Origin of the sequence: Salisediminibacterium beveridgei (assembly GCF_001721685.1) — a bacterium.
GTDB lineage: Bacteria > Bacillota > Bacilli > Bacillales > Salisediminibacteriaceae > Salisediminibacterium > Salisediminibacterium beveridgei.
Genome location: NZ_CP012502.1, coordinates 1844012 through 1860372, shown reverse-complemented (window position 1 = coordinate 1860372; position 16361 = coordinate 1844012). Strand labels below are relative to the sequence as shown.

Annotated in this window: 17 protein-coding genes and 1 tRNA gene; 13 read left to right on the top strand and 5 right to left on the bottom strand. The window is 42.2% G+C overall.

What is annotated here, in order from left to right; genetic code table 11:
* Nucleotides 1-41 precede the first annotated feature (41 nt).
* The 6 genes from BBEV_RS08645 (at nucleotide 42) to BBEV_RS08620 (ending at nucleotide 5645) form a co-directional block, all read left to right on the top strand.
* Nucleotides 42-1208: a TraB/GumN family protein gene (locus tag BBEV_RS08645; protein ID WP_069365102.1), complete on the top strand. Its 1167-nt coding sequence runs from the start codon at nucleotides 42-44 to the stop codon at nucleotides 1206-1208.
* A gap of 19 nt (nucleotides 1209-1227) precedes the next feature.
* Nucleotides 1228-1542, top strand: a complete 315-nt coding sequence (locus BBEV_RS08640; RefSeq protein WP_084007313.1) for a BC1872 family protein — start codon at nucleotides 1228-1230, stop codon at nucleotides 1540-1542.
* A complete protein-coding gene (locus BBEV_RS08635) occupies nucleotides 1542-1994 on the top strand; it encodes a DinB family protein (RefSeq protein ID WP_069365101.1) in 453 nt (150 codons plus the stop codon). Before BBEV_RS08640 ends, BBEV_RS08635 begins: the two co-directional genes overlap by 1 nt.
* A gap of 324 nt (nucleotides 1995-2318) precedes the next feature.
* The gene (locus BBEV_RS08630; RefSeq protein ID WP_069365100.1) at nucleotides 2319-3404 is read left to right on the top strand and encodes a D-alanine--D-alanine ligase; all 1086 of its coding nucleotides are present in this window, start codon (nucleotides 2319-2321) and stop codon (nucleotides 3402-3404) included.
* Between the two features lie 68 nt (nucleotides 3405-3472).
* Nucleotides 3473-4855, top strand: coding sequence for a UDP-N-acetylmuramoyl-tripeptide--D-alanyl-D-alanine ligase (locus tag BBEV_RS08625; protein ID WP_069365099.1), 1383 nt, complete (start codon nucleotides 3473-3475; stop codon nucleotides 4853-4855).
* A gap of 19 nt (nucleotides 4856-4874) precedes the next feature.
* Entirely contained in the window at nucleotides 4875-5645 is a 771-nt protein-coding gene (locus BBEV_RS08620) for a VOC family protein (protein ID WP_069365098.1), read from the top strand.
* 57 nt (nucleotides 5646-5702) lie between these two features.
* On the opposite strand, the gene BBEV_RS08615 is transcribed toward BBEV_RS08620, so the two are convergent.
* Nucleotides 5703-6578 carry a methyl-accepting chemotaxis protein gene (locus BBEV_RS08615; protein WP_198154969.1) on the bottom strand — a complete coding sequence of 292 codons (876 nt, stop codon included), beginning with the start codon at nucleotides 6576-6578 and terminating at the stop codon, nucleotides 5703-5705.
* A gap of 212 nt (nucleotides 6579-6790) precedes the next feature.
* Between BBEV_RS08615 and BBEV_RS08610 the strand changes: the two genes are divergently transcribed.
* A complete protein-coding gene (locus BBEV_RS08610; RefSeq protein ID WP_069365096.1) occupies nucleotides 6791-7390 on the top strand; it encodes a class I SAM-dependent DNA methyltransferase in 600 nt (199 codons plus the stop codon).
* Nucleotides 7391-7405: 15 nt separating this feature from the next.
* Entirely contained in the window at nucleotides 7406-7807 is a 402-nt protein-coding gene (locus BBEV_RS08605) for an RDD family protein (protein WP_069365095.1), read from the top strand.
* A 198-nt stretch (nucleotides 7808-8005) separates the two neighbouring features.
* On the opposite strand, the gene cofH is transcribed toward BBEV_RS08605, so the two are convergent.
* From cofH to BBEV_RS08590, 3 genes are all read right to left on the bottom strand, one after another.
* Nucleotides 8006-9163 (bottom strand): 5-amino-6-(D-ribitylamino)uracil--L-tyrosine 4-hydroxyphenyl transferase CofH, encoded by a 1158-nt coding sequence (gene cofH, locus BBEV_RS08600; protein WP_069365094.1) that lies wholly within the window; start codon nucleotides 9161-9163, stop codon nucleotides 8006-8008.
* Nucleotides 9138-10199 (bottom strand): 7,8-didemethyl-8-hydroxy-5-deazariboflavin synthase CofG, encoded by a 1062-nt coding sequence (gene cofG, locus BBEV_RS08595; protein WP_232318314.1) that lies wholly within the window; start codon nucleotides 10197-10199, stop codon nucleotides 9138-9140. Before cofG ends, cofH begins: the two co-directional genes overlap by 26 nt.
* Before the next feature lie 78 nt (nucleotides 10200-10277).
* Nucleotides 10278-11495 (bottom strand): methyl-accepting chemotaxis protein, encoded by a 1218-nt coding sequence (locus tag BBEV_RS08590; protein ID WP_084007312.1) that lies wholly within the window; start codon nucleotides 11493-11495, stop codon nucleotides 10278-10280.
* 106 nt (nucleotides 11496-11601) lie between these two features.
* Here BBEV_RS08590 and BBEV_RS08585 point away from each other — a divergent pair, with 106 nt between their 5' ends.
* Nucleotides 11602-12138, top strand: coding sequence for a DICT sensory domain-containing protein (locus BBEV_RS08585; RefSeq protein ID WP_069365091.1), 537 nt, complete (start codon nucleotides 11602-11604; stop codon nucleotides 12136-12138).
* Between the two features lie 186 nt (nucleotides 12139-12324).
* Nucleotides 12325-12705 carry a DUF2500 domain-containing protein gene (locus BBEV_RS08580; protein ID WP_069365090.1) on the top strand — a complete coding sequence of 127 codons (381 nt, stop codon included), beginning with the start codon at nucleotides 12325-12327 and terminating at the stop codon, nucleotides 12703-12705.
* 808 nt (nucleotides 12706-13513) lie between these two features.
* Here the strand turns inward: BBEV_RS08580 and BBEV_RS08575 are convergent.
* Nucleotides 13514-13610, bottom strand: a tRNA-Sec gene (locus BBEV_RS08575).
* Between the two features lie 169 nt (nucleotides 13611-13779).
* On the opposite strand from BBEV_RS08575, the gene selB reads away from it, so the two are divergent.
* From selB to BBEV_RS17895, 3 genes are all read left to right on the top strand, one after another.
* A complete protein-coding gene (gene selB / locus BBEV_RS08570) occupies nucleotides 13780-15681 on the top strand; it encodes a selenocysteine-specific translation elongation factor (RefSeq protein WP_084007478.1) in 1902 nt (633 codons plus the stop codon).
* A gap of 152 nt (nucleotides 15682-15833) precedes the next feature.
* Nucleotides 15834-15998 (top strand): Rdx family protein, encoded by a 165-nt coding sequence (locus tag BBEV_RS08565; RefSeq protein ID WP_069365088.1) that lies wholly within the window; start codon nucleotides 15834-15836, stop codon nucleotides 15996-15998.
* Between the two features lie 179 nt (nucleotides 15999-16177).
* Nucleotides 16178-16306 carry a hypothetical protein gene (locus tag BBEV_RS17895; RefSeq protein WP_267887762.1) on the top strand — a complete coding sequence of 43 codons (129 nt, stop codon included), beginning with the start codon at nucleotides 16178-16180 and terminating at the stop codon, nucleotides 16304-16306.
* Nucleotides 16307-16361 lie beyond the last annotated feature (55 nt).

Genomic DNA, 16361 nt, shown 5'->3' with positions numbered 1-16361 from the left:
ACAAAGCGTGTAGAAAATAATTTCCGCAAAGAGGGTCGACAATGACTGAAGAAAACATAAAGCGTTTAAGAATTGATGATAAAGAAGTGATACTTGTCGGTACGGCCCACGTATCCAAGCAAAGCGCTGAACAGGTCAAGGACGTGATTGAAAGCGAACAGCCGGATACAGTCTGTGTAGAACTTGATGAGCAAAGGTTTCAATCCATTCGGGAAGAAAATAAGTGGAAAGACATGGATATCTTTAAGGTGATTAAAGAAAAGAAAGCTTCACTTTTAATGATGAATCTGTTGATTTCTTCTTTTCAAAAACGGATGGCGAAGCAATTTGGGATTAAACCCGGTCAAGAAATGATCCAAGGTATCGATTCTGCAGAAGAAATAGGAGCAGAACTGATTCTCGCCGATCGAAACATTCAAATTACATTCGCCCGCATATGGAAAAATGTTGGATTTTGGGGAAAAGCTAAACTGATGACAGCCATTATGGGCAGCGTAATAAATAAAGAAGAAATCAGCGAAGAAGAGCTTGAACGAATGAAATCTGAGGATATGCTGAATTCTGCTTTGGAAGAATTCACTCGATCATTCCCAACACTTAAAGTGCCCTTGATAGATGAACGAGACCAGTATCTCGCACAGATGATTAAATCTTCCCCTGGAAATAAAGTGGTTGCAGTATTGGGTGCGGCTCACGTACCCGGTATTCTGGAGCAGATCAAAGTGGACCACAATCTTGAGCTGCTGAATGAGCGACCTCCGAAATCATCCTTGCCGAAGATCATAGGCTGGATGATTCCGATTATGATTATCGGAATCATTATCACCACATTGATGATGAACCCCGCAGCAGGTATGCAGCAAATGATTGCTTGGCTTCTTTGGAACGGAACATTTTCAGCTTTGGGAGCTGCACTGGCTTTTGGTCATCCATTTGCTGTATTGACAGCATTCATAGTTGCACCACTCAGTTCACTCAGTCCTGCATTAGCAGCAGGATGGTTTGCCGGGATTGTACAAACGTATTTCCGAAGGCCTCAGGTTCAGGATTTTGAAAGTCTATCGGAAGATGTGTATTCTTTTAAAGGTTTTAAGGATAATAAAGTGACGAGGATTCTGCTTGTCGTGATCTTCAGTAACATCGGCAGCACAATTGGAACTGTGATCGGCGGAGCTGATGTGATCCGTCTATTCATCCAGAATTTATAATATAGAGAAGGGAATGGTCATGATGGATTACAGGGAAATTTTGGCCCGAAGAGTGATGGGCTGGCGACTTCAAACATCGGGGAAATGGTTTGACAGTGTCAACCGTCAGGTTATTGAAGAATTTGATCCGCGTTCGAACGTGAATCAGGCTAAACTGCTGGTAGCTCAGCTGGAATTATTCGGCTTCGAATACTCTGTCACTGATCAATATACTGTCTGTTTTCAAAATGAATTTCATCAGATTTGTGAATCTGGTGAAACTGAAGCAGAAGCGATTACGAATGCAGCCTTTGAATTGGCGGAGAATGAGCCAGTTCCTTCGGAGTGGTTTTAATGGAATCATTACAAAGGTATGCCGATAAACTGAAAGGCTGGTCAAACCTTCCGGAGCAAGAATTACTGACACCTGTCCGCGCAGGCGGCTGGTCTATGCGGCATATCATAGGGCACATCTACTACTGGGATCGGTTTTTGATTGAGACCGTAATTCCCGCTGTCAAATCGGATATTCCTTTGCGTCACTGGCCGCAACCGGACATTTATAATCAGTCAGCCCTCGCCTCGATTGAAGGGCGACGAGCTAACTGGGTTGCAGAGCGGGGAATAGAAATGCGCAGTATCCTGTTGGATCAGCTTACGGATTTGGATATGGCTACGCCAATCAATATACCATACAACTCAAAGGTTAAATCTGTTGGGCAAATGATCGAACTATTCACTGCGCATGACGCGCATCATATCCATCAGATTGAACGATACCTCAAAGATGGTATGCAGAGATCTTGAACAACTAAACAGGGGCTGAATAAAGAAAAAACCGTCCACATGGGCGGTTTTCCTTTCTAATTCATTAGCCCTTTCGACAGCTCCCGCAGTTGAACCTTAGTTTATACAGGAACAGTATTAGGAGATTTATCGTCATTTCTGAGGTATCGGTTTTGTTCGCTAAAAAAACAAATGATGATGTGCGTTTGAACATATTTATTTGCAAAATAAGATGAAAGGAAGGATTGCAGGAAGTGTATTAATCCCTTACTATGTAAAGTGGAACAATAACAGAAACAGAAGGATTGAACCATACGAAACAGACTGACTAATGGAGGCGTAGTAATGACAAAGACACTTGGATTGGTATACGGCGGGAAATCTGCAGAACACCAAGTATCACTTCAGACGGCAAAAGCGGTCATAAATGCAATTGATTTTTCAAGCTATGACGTTCACCCGATTTATATCACGGAAACAGGAAGCTGGATACGAGGGAATCAGCTTAAAAGTAATGTGGAGAATGTTTCGGATCTGAAACTGGATCTGGAAGGAACAGAAATTTCCCCCGTAGATCTAAATAAAGATATTTTCCCATCGGGAAGTACAGAAAATGAAAAGTCTTTTGATATTGTTTTTCCGCTTCTTCACGGACCCAACGGTGAGGATGGAACTGTGCAGGGATTACTGGAAATTCTCAATATTCCTTATGTCGGGAACGGTGTCTTGGCATCTTCTGCCGGGATGGATAAAGTAATCATGAAAAACCTTTATGCCCAAGCTGGTATACGGCAACCGGCATATGTCTGGTATACCCGTCATTTTTTTGAGCAGGATCCATCCGCGGCACTTTCTCACGTTGAAGAAGTACTTGGATTTCCTTGTTTTGTCAAACCAGCCAACCTTGGATCAAGCGTTGGTATCAGTAAAGCAAAAAACCAGGAAGAACTGAACGAAGCTTTTGAAATGGCATTTGCTTATGATCGTAAAGTCATTGTTGAAGAAGGTATTGATGGTCGGGAAATCGAGATTGCGGTACTAGGTAATGATGACCCTGACTGTTCCATTGTTGGAGAAATTCTTCCGAAAGCGGATTTTTATGATTACAAGGCGAAGTATGAAGATGATAATACCGGACTGATTATTCCGGCGGATGTTACGGAAGATGAATACGAGATGATCAAGGCTGTAGCGATTCAGTCCTTTAAAGCCATCGATGCTTCAGGGCTTGTCCGAGCCGACTTCTTTTTAACAAAGGATAGTAAGGTTTTGATGAATGAAGTAAATACGATGCCTGGGTTCACACCTGTCAGTATGTTCCCGATGCTTTGGCAGGAATCCGGTCTCAGCTATCCCGATCTGATTGAACGTTTGATCCAGCTTGGACTTGAGCGTTTTGAAGAGAAGCAGCGTATTAAACACACATTTTGACACCATCATCAGGAGGTTGGCCCAGCCGGTCAACCTTCTTACATGATCACAATAGGAGTTGAGAAAACATGCTACGGAGAAATCTGTCGGAAATTGCTGAATGGATCGATGGTGAGTTAATCGATCAAGGACAAGCTGAACTTCAAGTGAACGGAATATCTACGGATACGCGGCACATCAAACCTGAGAGTCTATTTATTCCTATCATAGGCGAACGTTTTAATGCGCACAAGTTTGTTCAGGAAGCTGTTGATCAGGGAGCAGTCGCATCTTTATGGGCAAAAGATCAGCCCAACCCACCAGCAGGAATTAATCTGGTCTTCGTTGACGATACACTGATTGCCTTGCAAAATCTTGCGACAGCTTACTTAAGATCCCTCAATGCCAAAATAATAGGCATTACAGGCAGTAATGGTAAAACGACGACAAAAGATATGATGGCTTCTGTACTCTCTACAACGTATAAAGTTCAAAAAACAGAAGGGAACTTTAACAATCATATTGGTATGCCACTGACCATTTTGACGCTGGATGAGGATACGGAGATGATCGTCCTTGAAATGGGAATGAGCGGTTTTGGAGAAATTGAACTTCTCTCGACAATCGCTGAGCCGGATGCTGCAATTATTACAAATATCGGTGAATCGCATTTGCAGGATCTCGGATCCAGGGATAACATTTCTAAAGCGAAGCTGGAAATTACTTCTGGAATGGCATCAGGAGGAACACTGGTTATCAATGGTGATGAACCACTACTGACAAAAAAAGCAGACAGCGACCGCTATCGCGTCATTACATTTGGTGAAAGTGAGCATTGTGAATTTACTGCAAAAGAGATTGTGCAGGAGCTGAATCAAACCAGTTTTTTGATCAACGGTGATACATCAAAACCATATTCAATCTCCGTACCTGGTAAGCATAATGTGATGAATGCTCTAGCAGTAATCGCTGTTGCCAACTCATTTGGAATTGAAGAACAAGCAATTCAACAAGGCTTAAAACAAATTAAAATGACAGGAATGCGACTTGAACATGTGGAAACGGAGAACGGACTGACGATCATCAACGATGCATATAATGCCAGTCCCACTTCCATGAAAGCTGCAGTCAGTCTGGTGGAGGATTTAAAAGGTTATGCGAAGAAATATGTCGTATTAGGTGATATGCTGGAACTGGGTGATGATGAAATTAATTTTCATACATTAGCGGGTGAAGCGATTGACCCGCTAAAAATCAACGGTGTTTTCACATATGGTAATCTGGCCATGCATATCAATAAAGGCGCGCGTCGCGTTTTTTCTGAAGAGCAAGCCCGTCATTTTGAGAGTAAGGAGGCATTGATCAGTCACTTGAAAGCTATAACAGAGCCTGAAGATCTCCTGCTTGTAAAAGGTTCACGAGGCATGAAACTGGAAGAAGTGGTCGAAGCCTTGAGACAGGAATCGAATTAAATCAGGGAAGGAGTGACTTATGACGCAACTGAAGCTGGATCATGTTGTGCACTATGTGAATTGTGTCAATGACGCTGTTAAAACTTTTCAGGAATCCGGGTTTCATGCTGTGAAGGGCGGGTCGCATAAAGATTGGGGTACTTGTAACGGACTTTCTTACTTCGGACTCTCTTATATCGAATGGTTAGGAATTGAGGATACTGAAAAGTTGGAGAAGACGACTTTAAATAACCCGGTTTTTCAAGATGCTAAGCGTCTGCTGCCGAGTCATCCAGTGCTTCATAAGCTTGCAATTAGAACAACTGACATTGAAGCTGTAGATGCTCTTCTGAAACTTCAAGGATTTCAAACATCAGGTCCAGTTGCGAACAGCCGTCTTGATGCACGAGGAAGTAGAATCAATTGGAAGATGTTGACTATCGATGGTTCTTTTGATGGCTTACCACATCCATTTTTTATTCAGTGGGGAAAGACGGATGATGAGAGGATTCAATCTCTTGAATCATCGGGAGTCATATCAACTCACGATCGTGGGCCCTTTCGCATTTCTGCTGTTATACTGTCAGTTCGTAAACCGGAAGAAGCCAGAAGATTTTGGCATGAAACTTTTAAAATTCCATTGGGGAAGGATTTCATGTGGCCCAATTCATTGAATCTCTCTGGAGTATACTTGCAATTTATTCTAGGAGAAGAAAATCGACCTGTAGATGTGATTTTATCATCATCGGAGCATATGGAAAAAACCGATCTGGTTATCGAACAAGGTCACTATACGTTAATTGGAAAATAACAGTTTAAAGAAAAACACCGGCAGCATTCATCATGCTGACCGGTGTTTTTAAATCCGTTAACTGGTTCTATCGATTAAATGGGTCATCGATTCTTCAACTTCCTCGATCATCTTCTCAATATCTTTCATAGAATCTGCTTGTTCATCAATGAAGGTGCCATTGTGATCAACTTGTTCTGCAATCGAGCCGAAGACGTCCTGTATTTCTGAGAGGATGCTGTTCACTTTCTCTACCGACTCCTCACTGCGGGCAGCGAGTTTTCGAATCTCTTGGGCTACGACAACAAAACCACGACCTGCCTCACCTGCGCGAGCTGCTTCTATTCCGGCATTGAGCCCGAGGATTTGGCTTTGACTCCCGATTGTTTTGATCATGCCAAGTACTTCACCCATATTCTTCACTTTTTCTAACGATGCAGTCGTCGTGGACCGAGTATCTCTGGATGAAGCAGAGAGATCCTGGGCTTGCTTCGTCAAGTCTGCAATTCTCTCCATCATTTTACGTAAATTTACGTTGATGCCTTGTATGGTACCGGACATATCAGTAACCAGTTCTCTATTTTCAAGCCACAAGGTAATGGTTCTCGAGATTAGGCCAAGCACTGGACGAATTTGCTCCGGATCACCTGAAACGCCTAAGTTGGCAATTCGTTCTCCTTTATAATTGACAGGTAAATTAATGCCTGCCTTGGGTGCGTCTTTCCCCAAATCTCTTGCAAATTCTTCTGCCATTTCACGGGTGACAACACCTTCTTTAACCTCTCCATCCATGACTTGCTTTCCGATTTTATGGAAATCTCCGATTCGGTTTTGAAGATTCGCAGCAAAAATGATGCCGTTCTCGTCCACGAAGATCAAATTATAACCGGTTTCTTCGCTGACAATCTGACAAATTTCCTGTGCAAATGCTGAAGTTAATAGTGATTCTGACAATTTTACATCCATCCCCTCTCACAATCATTAGACTAAATCCCCGAATCTATTGTAGCAAAAATGTAACGCCTTCAGTGAGGTTTTTTGAAAAGTCCAAATTGCTAGGACATTCTGTGTAAGGGAGGTTGTGTTTATTTCTTTCAGGATCTGAAACATGGTAAAATGAGTAAGTGGAGATGTATCTAATTTATTTCGATTAGGAGAATGCCGGGATGAGAAAAATCGATCAACCATCTGTTACCTATTATGACTTACATGCAAATGCATTCGATGAAGATACGGGAGAGGTCAGTATTACAGAATTGCATCAATTGTTTTTGAAGTATTTAAAGCCAGGCGCTCGCATCCTCGATTTGGGTTGTGGTTCAGGAAGAGACAGTCTGGCGTTCATGAATTCGGGCTACCATGTAACAGCCATGGATGGCTCAGAGGAAATGTGTAAAATCGCATCTGCTAAAACCGGACTTTCCATAGAACACAGGCTGTTCCATCAACTAAGCGAGAAAGAGCGTTTTGACGGCATTTGGGCATGTGCATCGCTTCTGCATGTCCCAATGGAGGAGCTGCCGGATCTGTTTGATAAAATCCGAGACGCTTTAAAATCGGGAGGCTGTTTTTACAGTTCTTATAAATATGGATCATTTGAAGGAATAAGAAACGACCGTTATTTCACGGATATGGATGAAGATCGGGCAGGCAGTCTCCTTGAACAAATAGGAAATTTTAAACTGCTCGAAATGACGACGACTTCCGATGTTCGTCAGGGTCGCTCCGAAGAGAAGTGGTTAAATTTGTTGTTGAAAAAAGAATAGCAGGAGGCGTTCGAAGTGGAGGAATTAACAAGAAGACGGGCGAAGGCTTTAGTGATTGATACAATGATAGCAGCGGCTGCAGGCGGTATTTTGTCTTATTTGTGGCGAAAACGATCAGGTAAATCGGATTTCACCAGTGAAGTTGCCATTCCTCAATTGACCATGTGGGGGCTTGAGCTTGTGCAAATGAAGAGGAGGGGGCGGACGATTGGTCATAATATCGCTGGAATCCGAATTGAATCAGAACACGGGGAAGCCGCAGGTTCAGTCCAACTGCTGAAACGATTGCTTCACCGTGAGACATTGAGCCAGTTGTTACTGCTGATCCAGCGAAGTGAATATCAGATCTACAAAGGAACAAAATTCCCTCATGATGTATATGCAAAGACCGTTGTGAAGGCAGTGGACAAAAAATAGTCGAAGAATATACACCGGATGAAGGTTTTTGATCCGGGGCATCGCTTTGTCACTTCATTAGTTCAGTGAAATTCGCTTAGTTGATATTCGTTCATTGTCATCATAAAGCGAATTAAACATGTGAACCCTTCATATAATATAGTTATCTACAATAAAACAAGATCCTGACCACTGTATGAGGTCAGGAATAAATCATAGTCATTTTACTTTTTGCGATACAGTAAAGGGTGTAATGGAAGAGTACAACGTGTCTCTGATTGCTGGAAATCTCCCGACTTTTTCAATATAAGCTGCAATCTCTTCAGCTGATAAATATTCACCGAATAATGAGCCTGCTTTTTTCGAAATGTTTTCCTCCATCAACGTTCCTCCAAAGTCATTTGCGCCCGCAAGCAGTAATTCACTTCCTCGATCAGGACCCAGTTTGACCCAGCTGAGTTGGATGTTATCAATTAATCCGTGAAACAGAATCCTCGATAGGGCGTGTACTTTTTTATGCTCATCATATGTTGCTCCTGCACGGGCCCTGCCGAATTTGTATGCATGTGTTTCATAATGAATAAATCCCAATGGGACGAATTCCGTAAAACCACCTGTGTCTTTTTGGATATTTCTAAGCCGGAAGATATGATTGACCCAATCAGATGGCTCTTCCACATGACCGTACATCATTGTTGAGGTGCTTCGAATACCATTACGGTGGGCTGCTCGCACTATTTCTTCCCACCGGTCCGCAGTGAGTTTGACCGGGGATAACTTTTGACGTATCCGGTCATCAAGTATTTCTGCTGCTGTTCCTGGTATACTTCCGAGACCAGCTGTTTTCAATGTTTGAAAATACTCATCGAGATTCATACCGGTTTTTTCTACACCGTAATCGATTTCCATGGGGGAAAAAGCATGGATGTGAATCTCGGGATGAGCTGATTTAATAGCTTTAACCATATCAATATAATGTGTCGGAGCCATCGATTCCTCCAGACCGCCCTGTATGCATACTTCAGTTGCACCGAGCTGAATGGCTTCCTGCGTTTTCTGGATCATTTGCTCAAATGTTAGAAAGTAAGCATCCTTGGCATTTTTGGTCCGGCTGAAACCACAAAATGAACAACCAACAAAACAGACATTGGTAAAATTAATATTCCTGTTCAATGTAAATGTGACCTGCTGACCAACGGTTTCATAACGCATCTGATCCGCAGTGACAACCATAGCTTCGATATCATTTTCATTTGCATATGCAAGTGTTAAAGCATCATCCCTTGAAGGTTCTGAACCCGTTGCCAAGCGTTCAAGAATCTCCTTCACTTCAGGGGATGCCATATGTAAATCAGGTATAAAGTTTAGGGGTCTCATGATCGATACGTCCTTTCAATTCTTTGACGGCGGACAAAGCAGGTTCCTCTATCCACTCCGGTGTAATATAGTCTTCGTAAACAGGCAATCTTTCAGTGAGGTGGCTTTCATTTTGCAAGGTGACTTCTTTCAATCTTTGAATGGCAGGCCAGGGGGACTCGGGGTTGATATAGTCTGTGCTGACCGGACTGACCCCTCCCCAATCCGTGATACCTGATTGAATCAGTTTGGAAAGGTAATTGTTGTTTAAATTGGGTGGAACCTGAATGTGAATTGTTCCATCAAATAGGATATTTGCAATTGCGGAGAGCCTTAACATTGTTTCTTCTGAGACCACATTTGATTTGAGTTGATCCATGCCTGTTTTCGGCTGAAAATTCTGGATAATGACTTCCTGTATATGACCATACGTTTCTTGAAGTCTTTTAATTTCAAGCAAAGTATCCATCCGTTCGACCCAGGTTTCACCGATTCCGACTAACAAACCTGTTGTAAATGGGATTTTAAGCTTCCCAGCTTCCTCGATCATGCGAATCCTTCGATGAGGACGCTTATCGGGGGCATGTTCATGGACTTGACCAGGTCCAGTCAGCCGATCACTGACGGTTTCAAGCATCATGCCCATGCTGGCGTTGTAAGGTTTTAACATTGCCAGTTGATGTCTACACATTACACCCGCATTGGTGTGAGGTAAGAGCCCCGTTTCTTCAATGATGCGTTTTGAAACATGTGCTACATAGTCCAGCATATTACGAAATCCTCGATGATTCAGCCATTCTCTGACTTCAGGGAAATAATCTGATTTGTCCCCCAAGCTAATCAATACCTCAGTGCAACCTGCATCCTTGGCTGTTTTTACCCGGCGTAAGATGTCATCTTCAGGTATGATTTGAGCTCCATTGTCTCCGGGCCGACGCTGAAAGGTGCAGTAGGTGCAATGGTCTTTGCAAATGTTTGTCAGGGGGATAAATACATTTCGACTGAATGTGATGGAATTGCCGAAATGGTGTTTTTTTACATTGTATCCTTCTTGCATAAGGTCTTCCAAGGGCTGATGTACCATTTTCTGAACCCAATAAGAGGTGATAGTCGACATGGTTTACTCCTTTACCCGTTAAGCAGGGGTCTCTTCTTTTAAGTCAAATGGCCTTACCCAGGCAACATCTTGATTACCCGACAGTTGGATGAGTTTCGATTGAATAGCAGAAATTTCATCGGTAACCATTGTGATCGTCATATCCAACTCCATCATTGTTGACTGCTGTTCCATCGATGTTTCCTGATTATCCTCAGTGTTACTGTTTAGCATCTGGAGTTGAACTTGCAGGTCTTTCAGCATTTGAACGGCAGTATTCGCTTCCAGAATAGTGCCTTTTGCTTCGTCATTTACGCCGTGAATTTGTTCATTCACGTCGTCTACTGCGGCACTCATTTCTTGAAAAAGGGCAACTACTTCGCTGTTCTTCTCAATGCTTTCATGAATGGATGTAACTTCTTTTTTAAAGGTCGCTTCCTGCTGTTTCATGTTTTTGGATAAATCATTGGTTGTACCGCGGATATGGTCAGCAGTTTTATTCACCTGTTCGGAAAGTTTACGTATTTCCTTTGCCACGACTGCGAATCCTTTTCCGGCTTCTCCAGCCCTTGCAGCTTCAATGGAGGCATTCAATGCCAATAAGTTCGTTTGTGAAGAGATGTGTTCAATGGTAGACATAGCGTCATTGACTTCTTCTACATTTCCAATCAGTTTACGATTTTGCTCACCGAATGCATGAATGTTGTCAGATACTCCTTGAAGCTCAAGACTGAATGTTTCTGTACGTTCTTTACCATCTGATGAAATTCGCGTTACATCAGAGGATAATGCAGTGACATTTGCAATCACATCGCGAAGATTTGTTAAAACATCTTTTACTTGTTCCATTTTATTATTTACTTGATCTGAAAGTCTGACTGATTCTTCGATGCCTTCAGCCATTTCTGAAGATTTGGTCATAACAGTTTCGGAGGACTCACTCACATAGCTTCCCATCGTCTGCATATGCTCTGCCTGTGCGTGCACATGTCTGAGTTTTTCGAGAACAGGGCGCATAAGTTCTTGTTCCGTATGGTGGTCGACTTCCTCGTCATAGACTGTATTTTGATCAGTACCGGTTCGCATCACAATGCCATAAAGAAAGAACATTAAAGCAGTGAAGAAAGCAGATATTGCCCCTGAAAAGAGAGGAGGGAGCAATGCTCCAACAATCGAACCAGCCGCAAAAGCTAAAATAATTATAAAAATAGCCCAACCTCGTTGATTTAAATTGAAAAAATGTAGTACTTTAGACATGTCTTATCCCCCATTAATGTTAAAATAATTGCATGAAACTAAATCAAAAGTTATACTAAAACTGTAACATAACCTGTTCAATAATAATAGTAAAGGGTGATAGGTTTTGGCAAATTTAAAAGATTTATCTGTTTTTAAAACTGCTTTTGGCGAAGTGCCGGGAGATACAGCGAAACTTGCGACGTCTGCAAGCAACGAAACATTATCTGCTTCTTCATTAAAGTATGAATCAAAAGTCCCGCAATTGGAGTATATGTGTTTAATGATGGAGAATATGGTTCTGACGAAGAAATTAAAAGGAATTATTTATGCGGGATTTCAAAAACACTCTCGGGCGAAAGCGATCTATGACCGCTATTTAGCTATGGCTGAATATTCCGAGATTTATCTCTTTGGTGAAAAAGATACGACTTTGCCATCACACCCCAACATTCATTTGATTGATTTGCCTAAAGGATCTGAATTGATGAGAGAATGGTTTCTCGTCATTGATGCCCCTTCTTTCAAATCGATGATGGTGGCTTATGATCTTGACGGATTTGGTACGCACGCCGTTGAAGAAGACCGTAATTTCAAGGGGATGAAATCGTCGAGTCCCAAAACCGTTAAATCTGTATCAGAGATGCTTGATTCAGTTATTTAATTCAATGATCAAATTTCAAAACCTTCCCTGTATCATGGGGAAGGTTTTGATTGCATTTGGAAAAATGGTTAACGTCAAATTATGAAACTAACAATATAATATGAAACGTAATTCATTCACAATACGTCATAATGATAGGGAGATTTCGCAATATTTGATCAATTAAAAGGAGTGACTGTGAATACAATGGATGCAGCTGACATTATTGTACCTGTTATCTTTGTCGTAGTTGCAGGTATAATTGTTTTCCGGTTGGTAAAGGCATTGTTGGAATGGTATGCAAATAATCAAAAGCCTGTTGAGCGAGTTAAGGCGAAAGTTACTGGAAAGCGGGAGCATACAAGGCGCAGGTCAAGCGGTAATCCCGGTAGAGGAAGTGGAGTAAGTATAGGGCCTTCGAGGTATCGAACAACTTATTATGCTACATTTCAATTGGAAGATGATTCACGAGTGGAATTCAAGATCGGAAGCGATGTTTATTCCATGTTGTCAGAGGGTGATGTAGGCCACTTAACAAAACAGGGGACCCGATTCCATGATTTTGAACGGGTTTGTGAGGATAGTTGAAGATGTAATGAACATTAATTTAAATGCTTTTCGGTTGAGGACCTGTCTGATTCAATCCAGCAGGTCCATTTACTTATTTTCTTGTGAATTTTTCTATCCATTGATGCAATTGATACGAAGCGAGGGGAGGAGTGAAATAATCGCCTTGAACGATATTACAACCTTCTGATTTAAGTTAATTTAGTTCCAGTTTTGTTTCTGCACCTTTTGCAATCGACTGTAAACCAAAACGGCAGGACAAATTGAAGGTGGCAGGGACGATATCGCCATCTTTTTCATCTTTTCCATATCCGTAATGAATGAGCGATTGATCTTTAAGAGTCGACCGGAAAATCTTTGAGATAACTCAGTGAAGAATATCCTGTTTGAAATCGTCGATGGCCATTTTGATGCCTTGTTTTTTGAGTTCGTTCAGGATCGATAAAACAGCCTTGTGTTGGAGGCAACTGATTCAGTAATTTCGATATCGATCACCTAAGCATCAATTTGGTGATCGTTCAGTTCGATTTAATCTGTTAAGTAAAGTTGTGTTGATAAAATTGATGAATCGATACGTTTACAGAAACCGGTGCTGTGAATTTTCTCATCATGCTTCTATAAATCCAGATCCTTTAGCAACATGTTGTTAATTAATCGGTTGCTGCACCTAGATGCGGCACTGTAATATCCTGGCGTGAAAAGGGCGGAGGTTACTGCATGCTTGAACACGAAAAATTTTTTCAGAACCGAAACAACCACCAGCTATCAAAGACTGGTGGTTGTTTCGTGTGATGTGACGTATTCATGTATTACAAAATAGGCGTAGTTTTGGCGGGACCGTGTGGGAATCGAACCCACCGGAGATGGCACGCACCTCCCTGAAGGTTTTGAAGACCTCGGCAAGCACCAGCTACGCATCCGGCCCCGAAATGATAATGATCACTCACTGTTTATCATTATAGAGATATAACGGATAGGTTGCAAGCACTGAACCGTCGCAGGCATGTTTTTTCTGTATTGCAGAGGTCTATTAATATCCGTCAGTATGCTATGATGGTAAAAGAAATAATGATAGAACTGAGGTGTCAGGGGATGATGAAACGATATTACACCATCGGTATGGCGGGTCATATCGATCATGGTAAAACGACGTTAACAAAGGCATTGACAAATATTGATACAGATCGATTGAAAGAAGAAAAGGAACGGGCGATTTCCATTGAACCGGGTTACGCACCTCTTCAATTGGGAGAGGGCATGGAAGTTTCCATTGTAGATGTACCGGGCCATGAGAAATTCATTCGTCAGATGATTGCCGGTGTGGCAGGGATCGACCTTGTTTTACTGATTGTGGCTGCAGATGAGGGTGTGATGCCGCAAACGGTTGAACATTTGGACATTCTGAATTTACTCGGGATACATCAAGGACTGATTGTGGTTACAAAAAGCAGTCTGATTGATGATGACTTGAAAGAATTAGTGGAGCTCGACATTCAGGATCAAGTTGAAGGAACATTTTTTGAAAGTGCTGAGCTTCATTTTGTGGACAGTATTGATCAAATGGGTCTTAATGAACTGAAAACATCGATTCGAACAAAACTTGAAGGATTACCTGCAAGGGATGCCCGGGGTGCTTTCAGGTTACCAATTGATCAGGTTTTTACCGTCCACGGCCAGGGAACCGTGATCCGGGGGACCGTATATGAAGGACGCGTTCAAGAAGGTGACCATCTCGAAGTTCTGCCATCGAGGAAGAAGGTCAGGGCAAGACAACTTCAGGTTCATCACCAAAAGCAGCAGGAGGGCCGAGCCGGTCAGCGGGTAGCGATTAATTTGGGTGGAATAAACAAAAGCGAACTCTCAAGAGGAGATGTTCTCGTATCCACTCAATATTACAGTACGACGGATACTATCGATATCGCACTGGATACAGTTGATCAATTGATGTATCCGGTGAAACAGCGGGGTTATATCAAACTGCATCTGGGCACTGCGGAAGTTTATGGGAAGATTGTTTTTTTTGATCGAAATGAATTATCAGAAGACGGCGGAGAAAACATTCTTTGTCAACTCAGGTTGGATGACCCGGTAGTGACAAAACGGGGAGACCGTTTCATTTTGCGAAGACCCTCCCCGGTTGAAACCATTGGTGGCGGGGAAGTGATTGATCCTGCTGGTGGTAAATACCGGTTCGGTATGGAGACGATTGCAGCATTGGAAAAGAAAAAGGAAGGAACCCCTGAGGATCGCTTATTGGACACACTCCGCGAACAGAAAATGATAAGCAAATCTGATCTGATAAAAGAAACTGATCTGGATGAGCAAGAAGTGGACAGTTTCATTGATGCGATGGAATCATCAGGAGATTTATTACGAAATGGTGAAAAACTCGCTTTATTCAGTATTTTTGAGGAACTACTGGAACTTATCGAGGATTCTTTACGCGCTGATCAGAAAGCACACCCCCTCCGCGATGGCAAAGACCGTGCTGTTTTGCTTCAGGAATTCCCGCAGTTCGGAAAAGAATTCACAGAATTCACCGTTGAAAATGGAATTGAAAAGGGTGTACTCAGAAAAAGCGGTGCATTTATTGCAACAGTGGATTTTAAACCGGGGTTTCCGGAAAAATGGGCTAAACGAATGCAACAGGTGGTGGACTCACTTTTGTCTCAAGGGATAGAAGTTGAACAAGAGCGTTTTGTCTTTGACCGTGCGGGACTACCGGATGAGTATAAACAAGAGTTAAAACATTATTTAATCCGGTCTGGACAATTTATTCAATTGGATGACAAACATCTCATCAGTAATAAGGCTTTTGATAAAGCGGCAAAAACATTGAATGACGAAACCGATGAGTCTTTTTCCTTGCAGGAAGCCAAGACGATTCTGGGGCTGTCGCGGAAATATCTCGTTCCCTTTATGGAATTGCTGGATAACCGTGGGCTCACAAAGCGTAAGGATGATGAAAGGACATGGATTCGAAATCCCGATAGTTGACCTCATGGACGGGATTGTTTATCATAAATCTACAGTTCACAATTTATTCACAGGAGGCTGTTTCTATGAGTTTAAATGTATCCATTGAATTCTGTATGCAGTGAAACTATGCACCTAAAGCTGCGAGTCTCGCAGAAGAAGTATTTGACGATTTGCGTCACGAAGTGTCGAGCCTGGAATTAATTCCTGGTTCCGGTGGTGTATTTGAAATTAAAGTGAACGATGAATTGATCTTCTCCAAATTTGAAACGGATCAATTTCCCGACCACATGGAGATTATCAATACGTTGCAAAGAAAATTGCAGCAATCACAGTGAATTCGAATGCCTTCCTGACCACTATGAATGCGGTTCGGAAGGTATTCTTTTTGCTTTACGGCAAGGCTCGGCAGTAAATGTGAAATCGTATGCAAAAGCGGTTTTCATTCTGTCATATTTTCTGTATAATATTGAGGTGTAAAGAGAATGATAGTGTTTTGAAAGGGGAGTGGGAGATCATGAAGACATTGTTGAAAGGTTTACTGATCGGCCTTGGCATCGGTTTGGTGGTTTATGGAACTGGCTGGTACCGAGACTGTCTGGAACAACAGGAAATCGAAAAAGAGCGTGAAACTTTCGGGAAATAAGGTTTTAAAAGAGGTGGTCTGTTGACCACCTTTTTTTGTTCAGGTATTCTTTTTC

Coding starts and splice junctions, on each gene's coding strand:
- BBEV_RS08590 (WP_084007312.1), bottom strand. CDS start 11,495: ATGTCTAAAGTACTACATTTTTTCAATTTAAATCAACGAGGTTGGGCT.
- BBEV_RS08645 (WP_069365102.1), top strand. CDS start 42: ATGACTGAAGAAAACATAAAGCGTTTAAGAATTGATGATAAAGAAGTG.
- selB (WP_084007478.1), top strand. CDS start 13,780: ATGAAACGATATTACACCATCGGTATGGCGGGTCATATCGATCATGGT.
- BBEV_RS08620 (WP_069365098.1), top strand. CDS start 4,875: ATGACGCAACTGAAGCTGGATCATGTTGTGCACTATGTGAATTGTGTC.
- BBEV_RS08630 (WP_069365100.1), top strand. CDS start 2,319: ATGACAAAGACACTTGGATTGGTATACGGCGGGAAATCTGCAGAACAC.
- BBEV_RS08580 (WP_069365090.1), top strand. CDS start 12,325: ATGGATGCAGCTGACATTATTGTACCTGTTATCTTTGTCGTAGTTGCA.
- BBEV_RS08640 (WP_084007313.1), top strand. CDS start 1,228: ATGATGGATTACAGGGAAATTTTGGCCCGAAGAGTGATGGGCTGGCGA.
- BBEV_RS08635 (WP_069365101.1), top strand. CDS start 1,542: ATGGAATCATTACAAAGGTATGCCGATAAACTGAAAGGCTGGTCAAAC.
- BBEV_RS08625 (WP_069365099.1), top strand. CDS start 3,473: ATGCTACGGAGAAATCTGTCGGAAATTGCTGAATGGATCGATGGTGAG.
- cofG (WP_232318314.1), bottom strand. CDS start 10,199: ATGCAAGAAGGATACAATGTAAAAAAACACCATTTCGGCAATTCCATC.
- BBEV_RS17895 (WP_267887762.1), top strand. CDS start 16,178: ATGAAGACATTGTTGAAAGGTTTACTGATCGGCCTTGGCATCGGTTTG.
- cofH (WP_069365094.1), bottom strand. CDS start 9,163: ATGAGACCCCTAAACTTTATACCTGATTTACATATGGCATCCCCTGAA.
- BBEV_RS08610 (WP_069365096.1), top strand. CDS start 6,791: ATGAGAAAAATCGATCAACCATCTGTTACCTATTATGACTTACATGCA.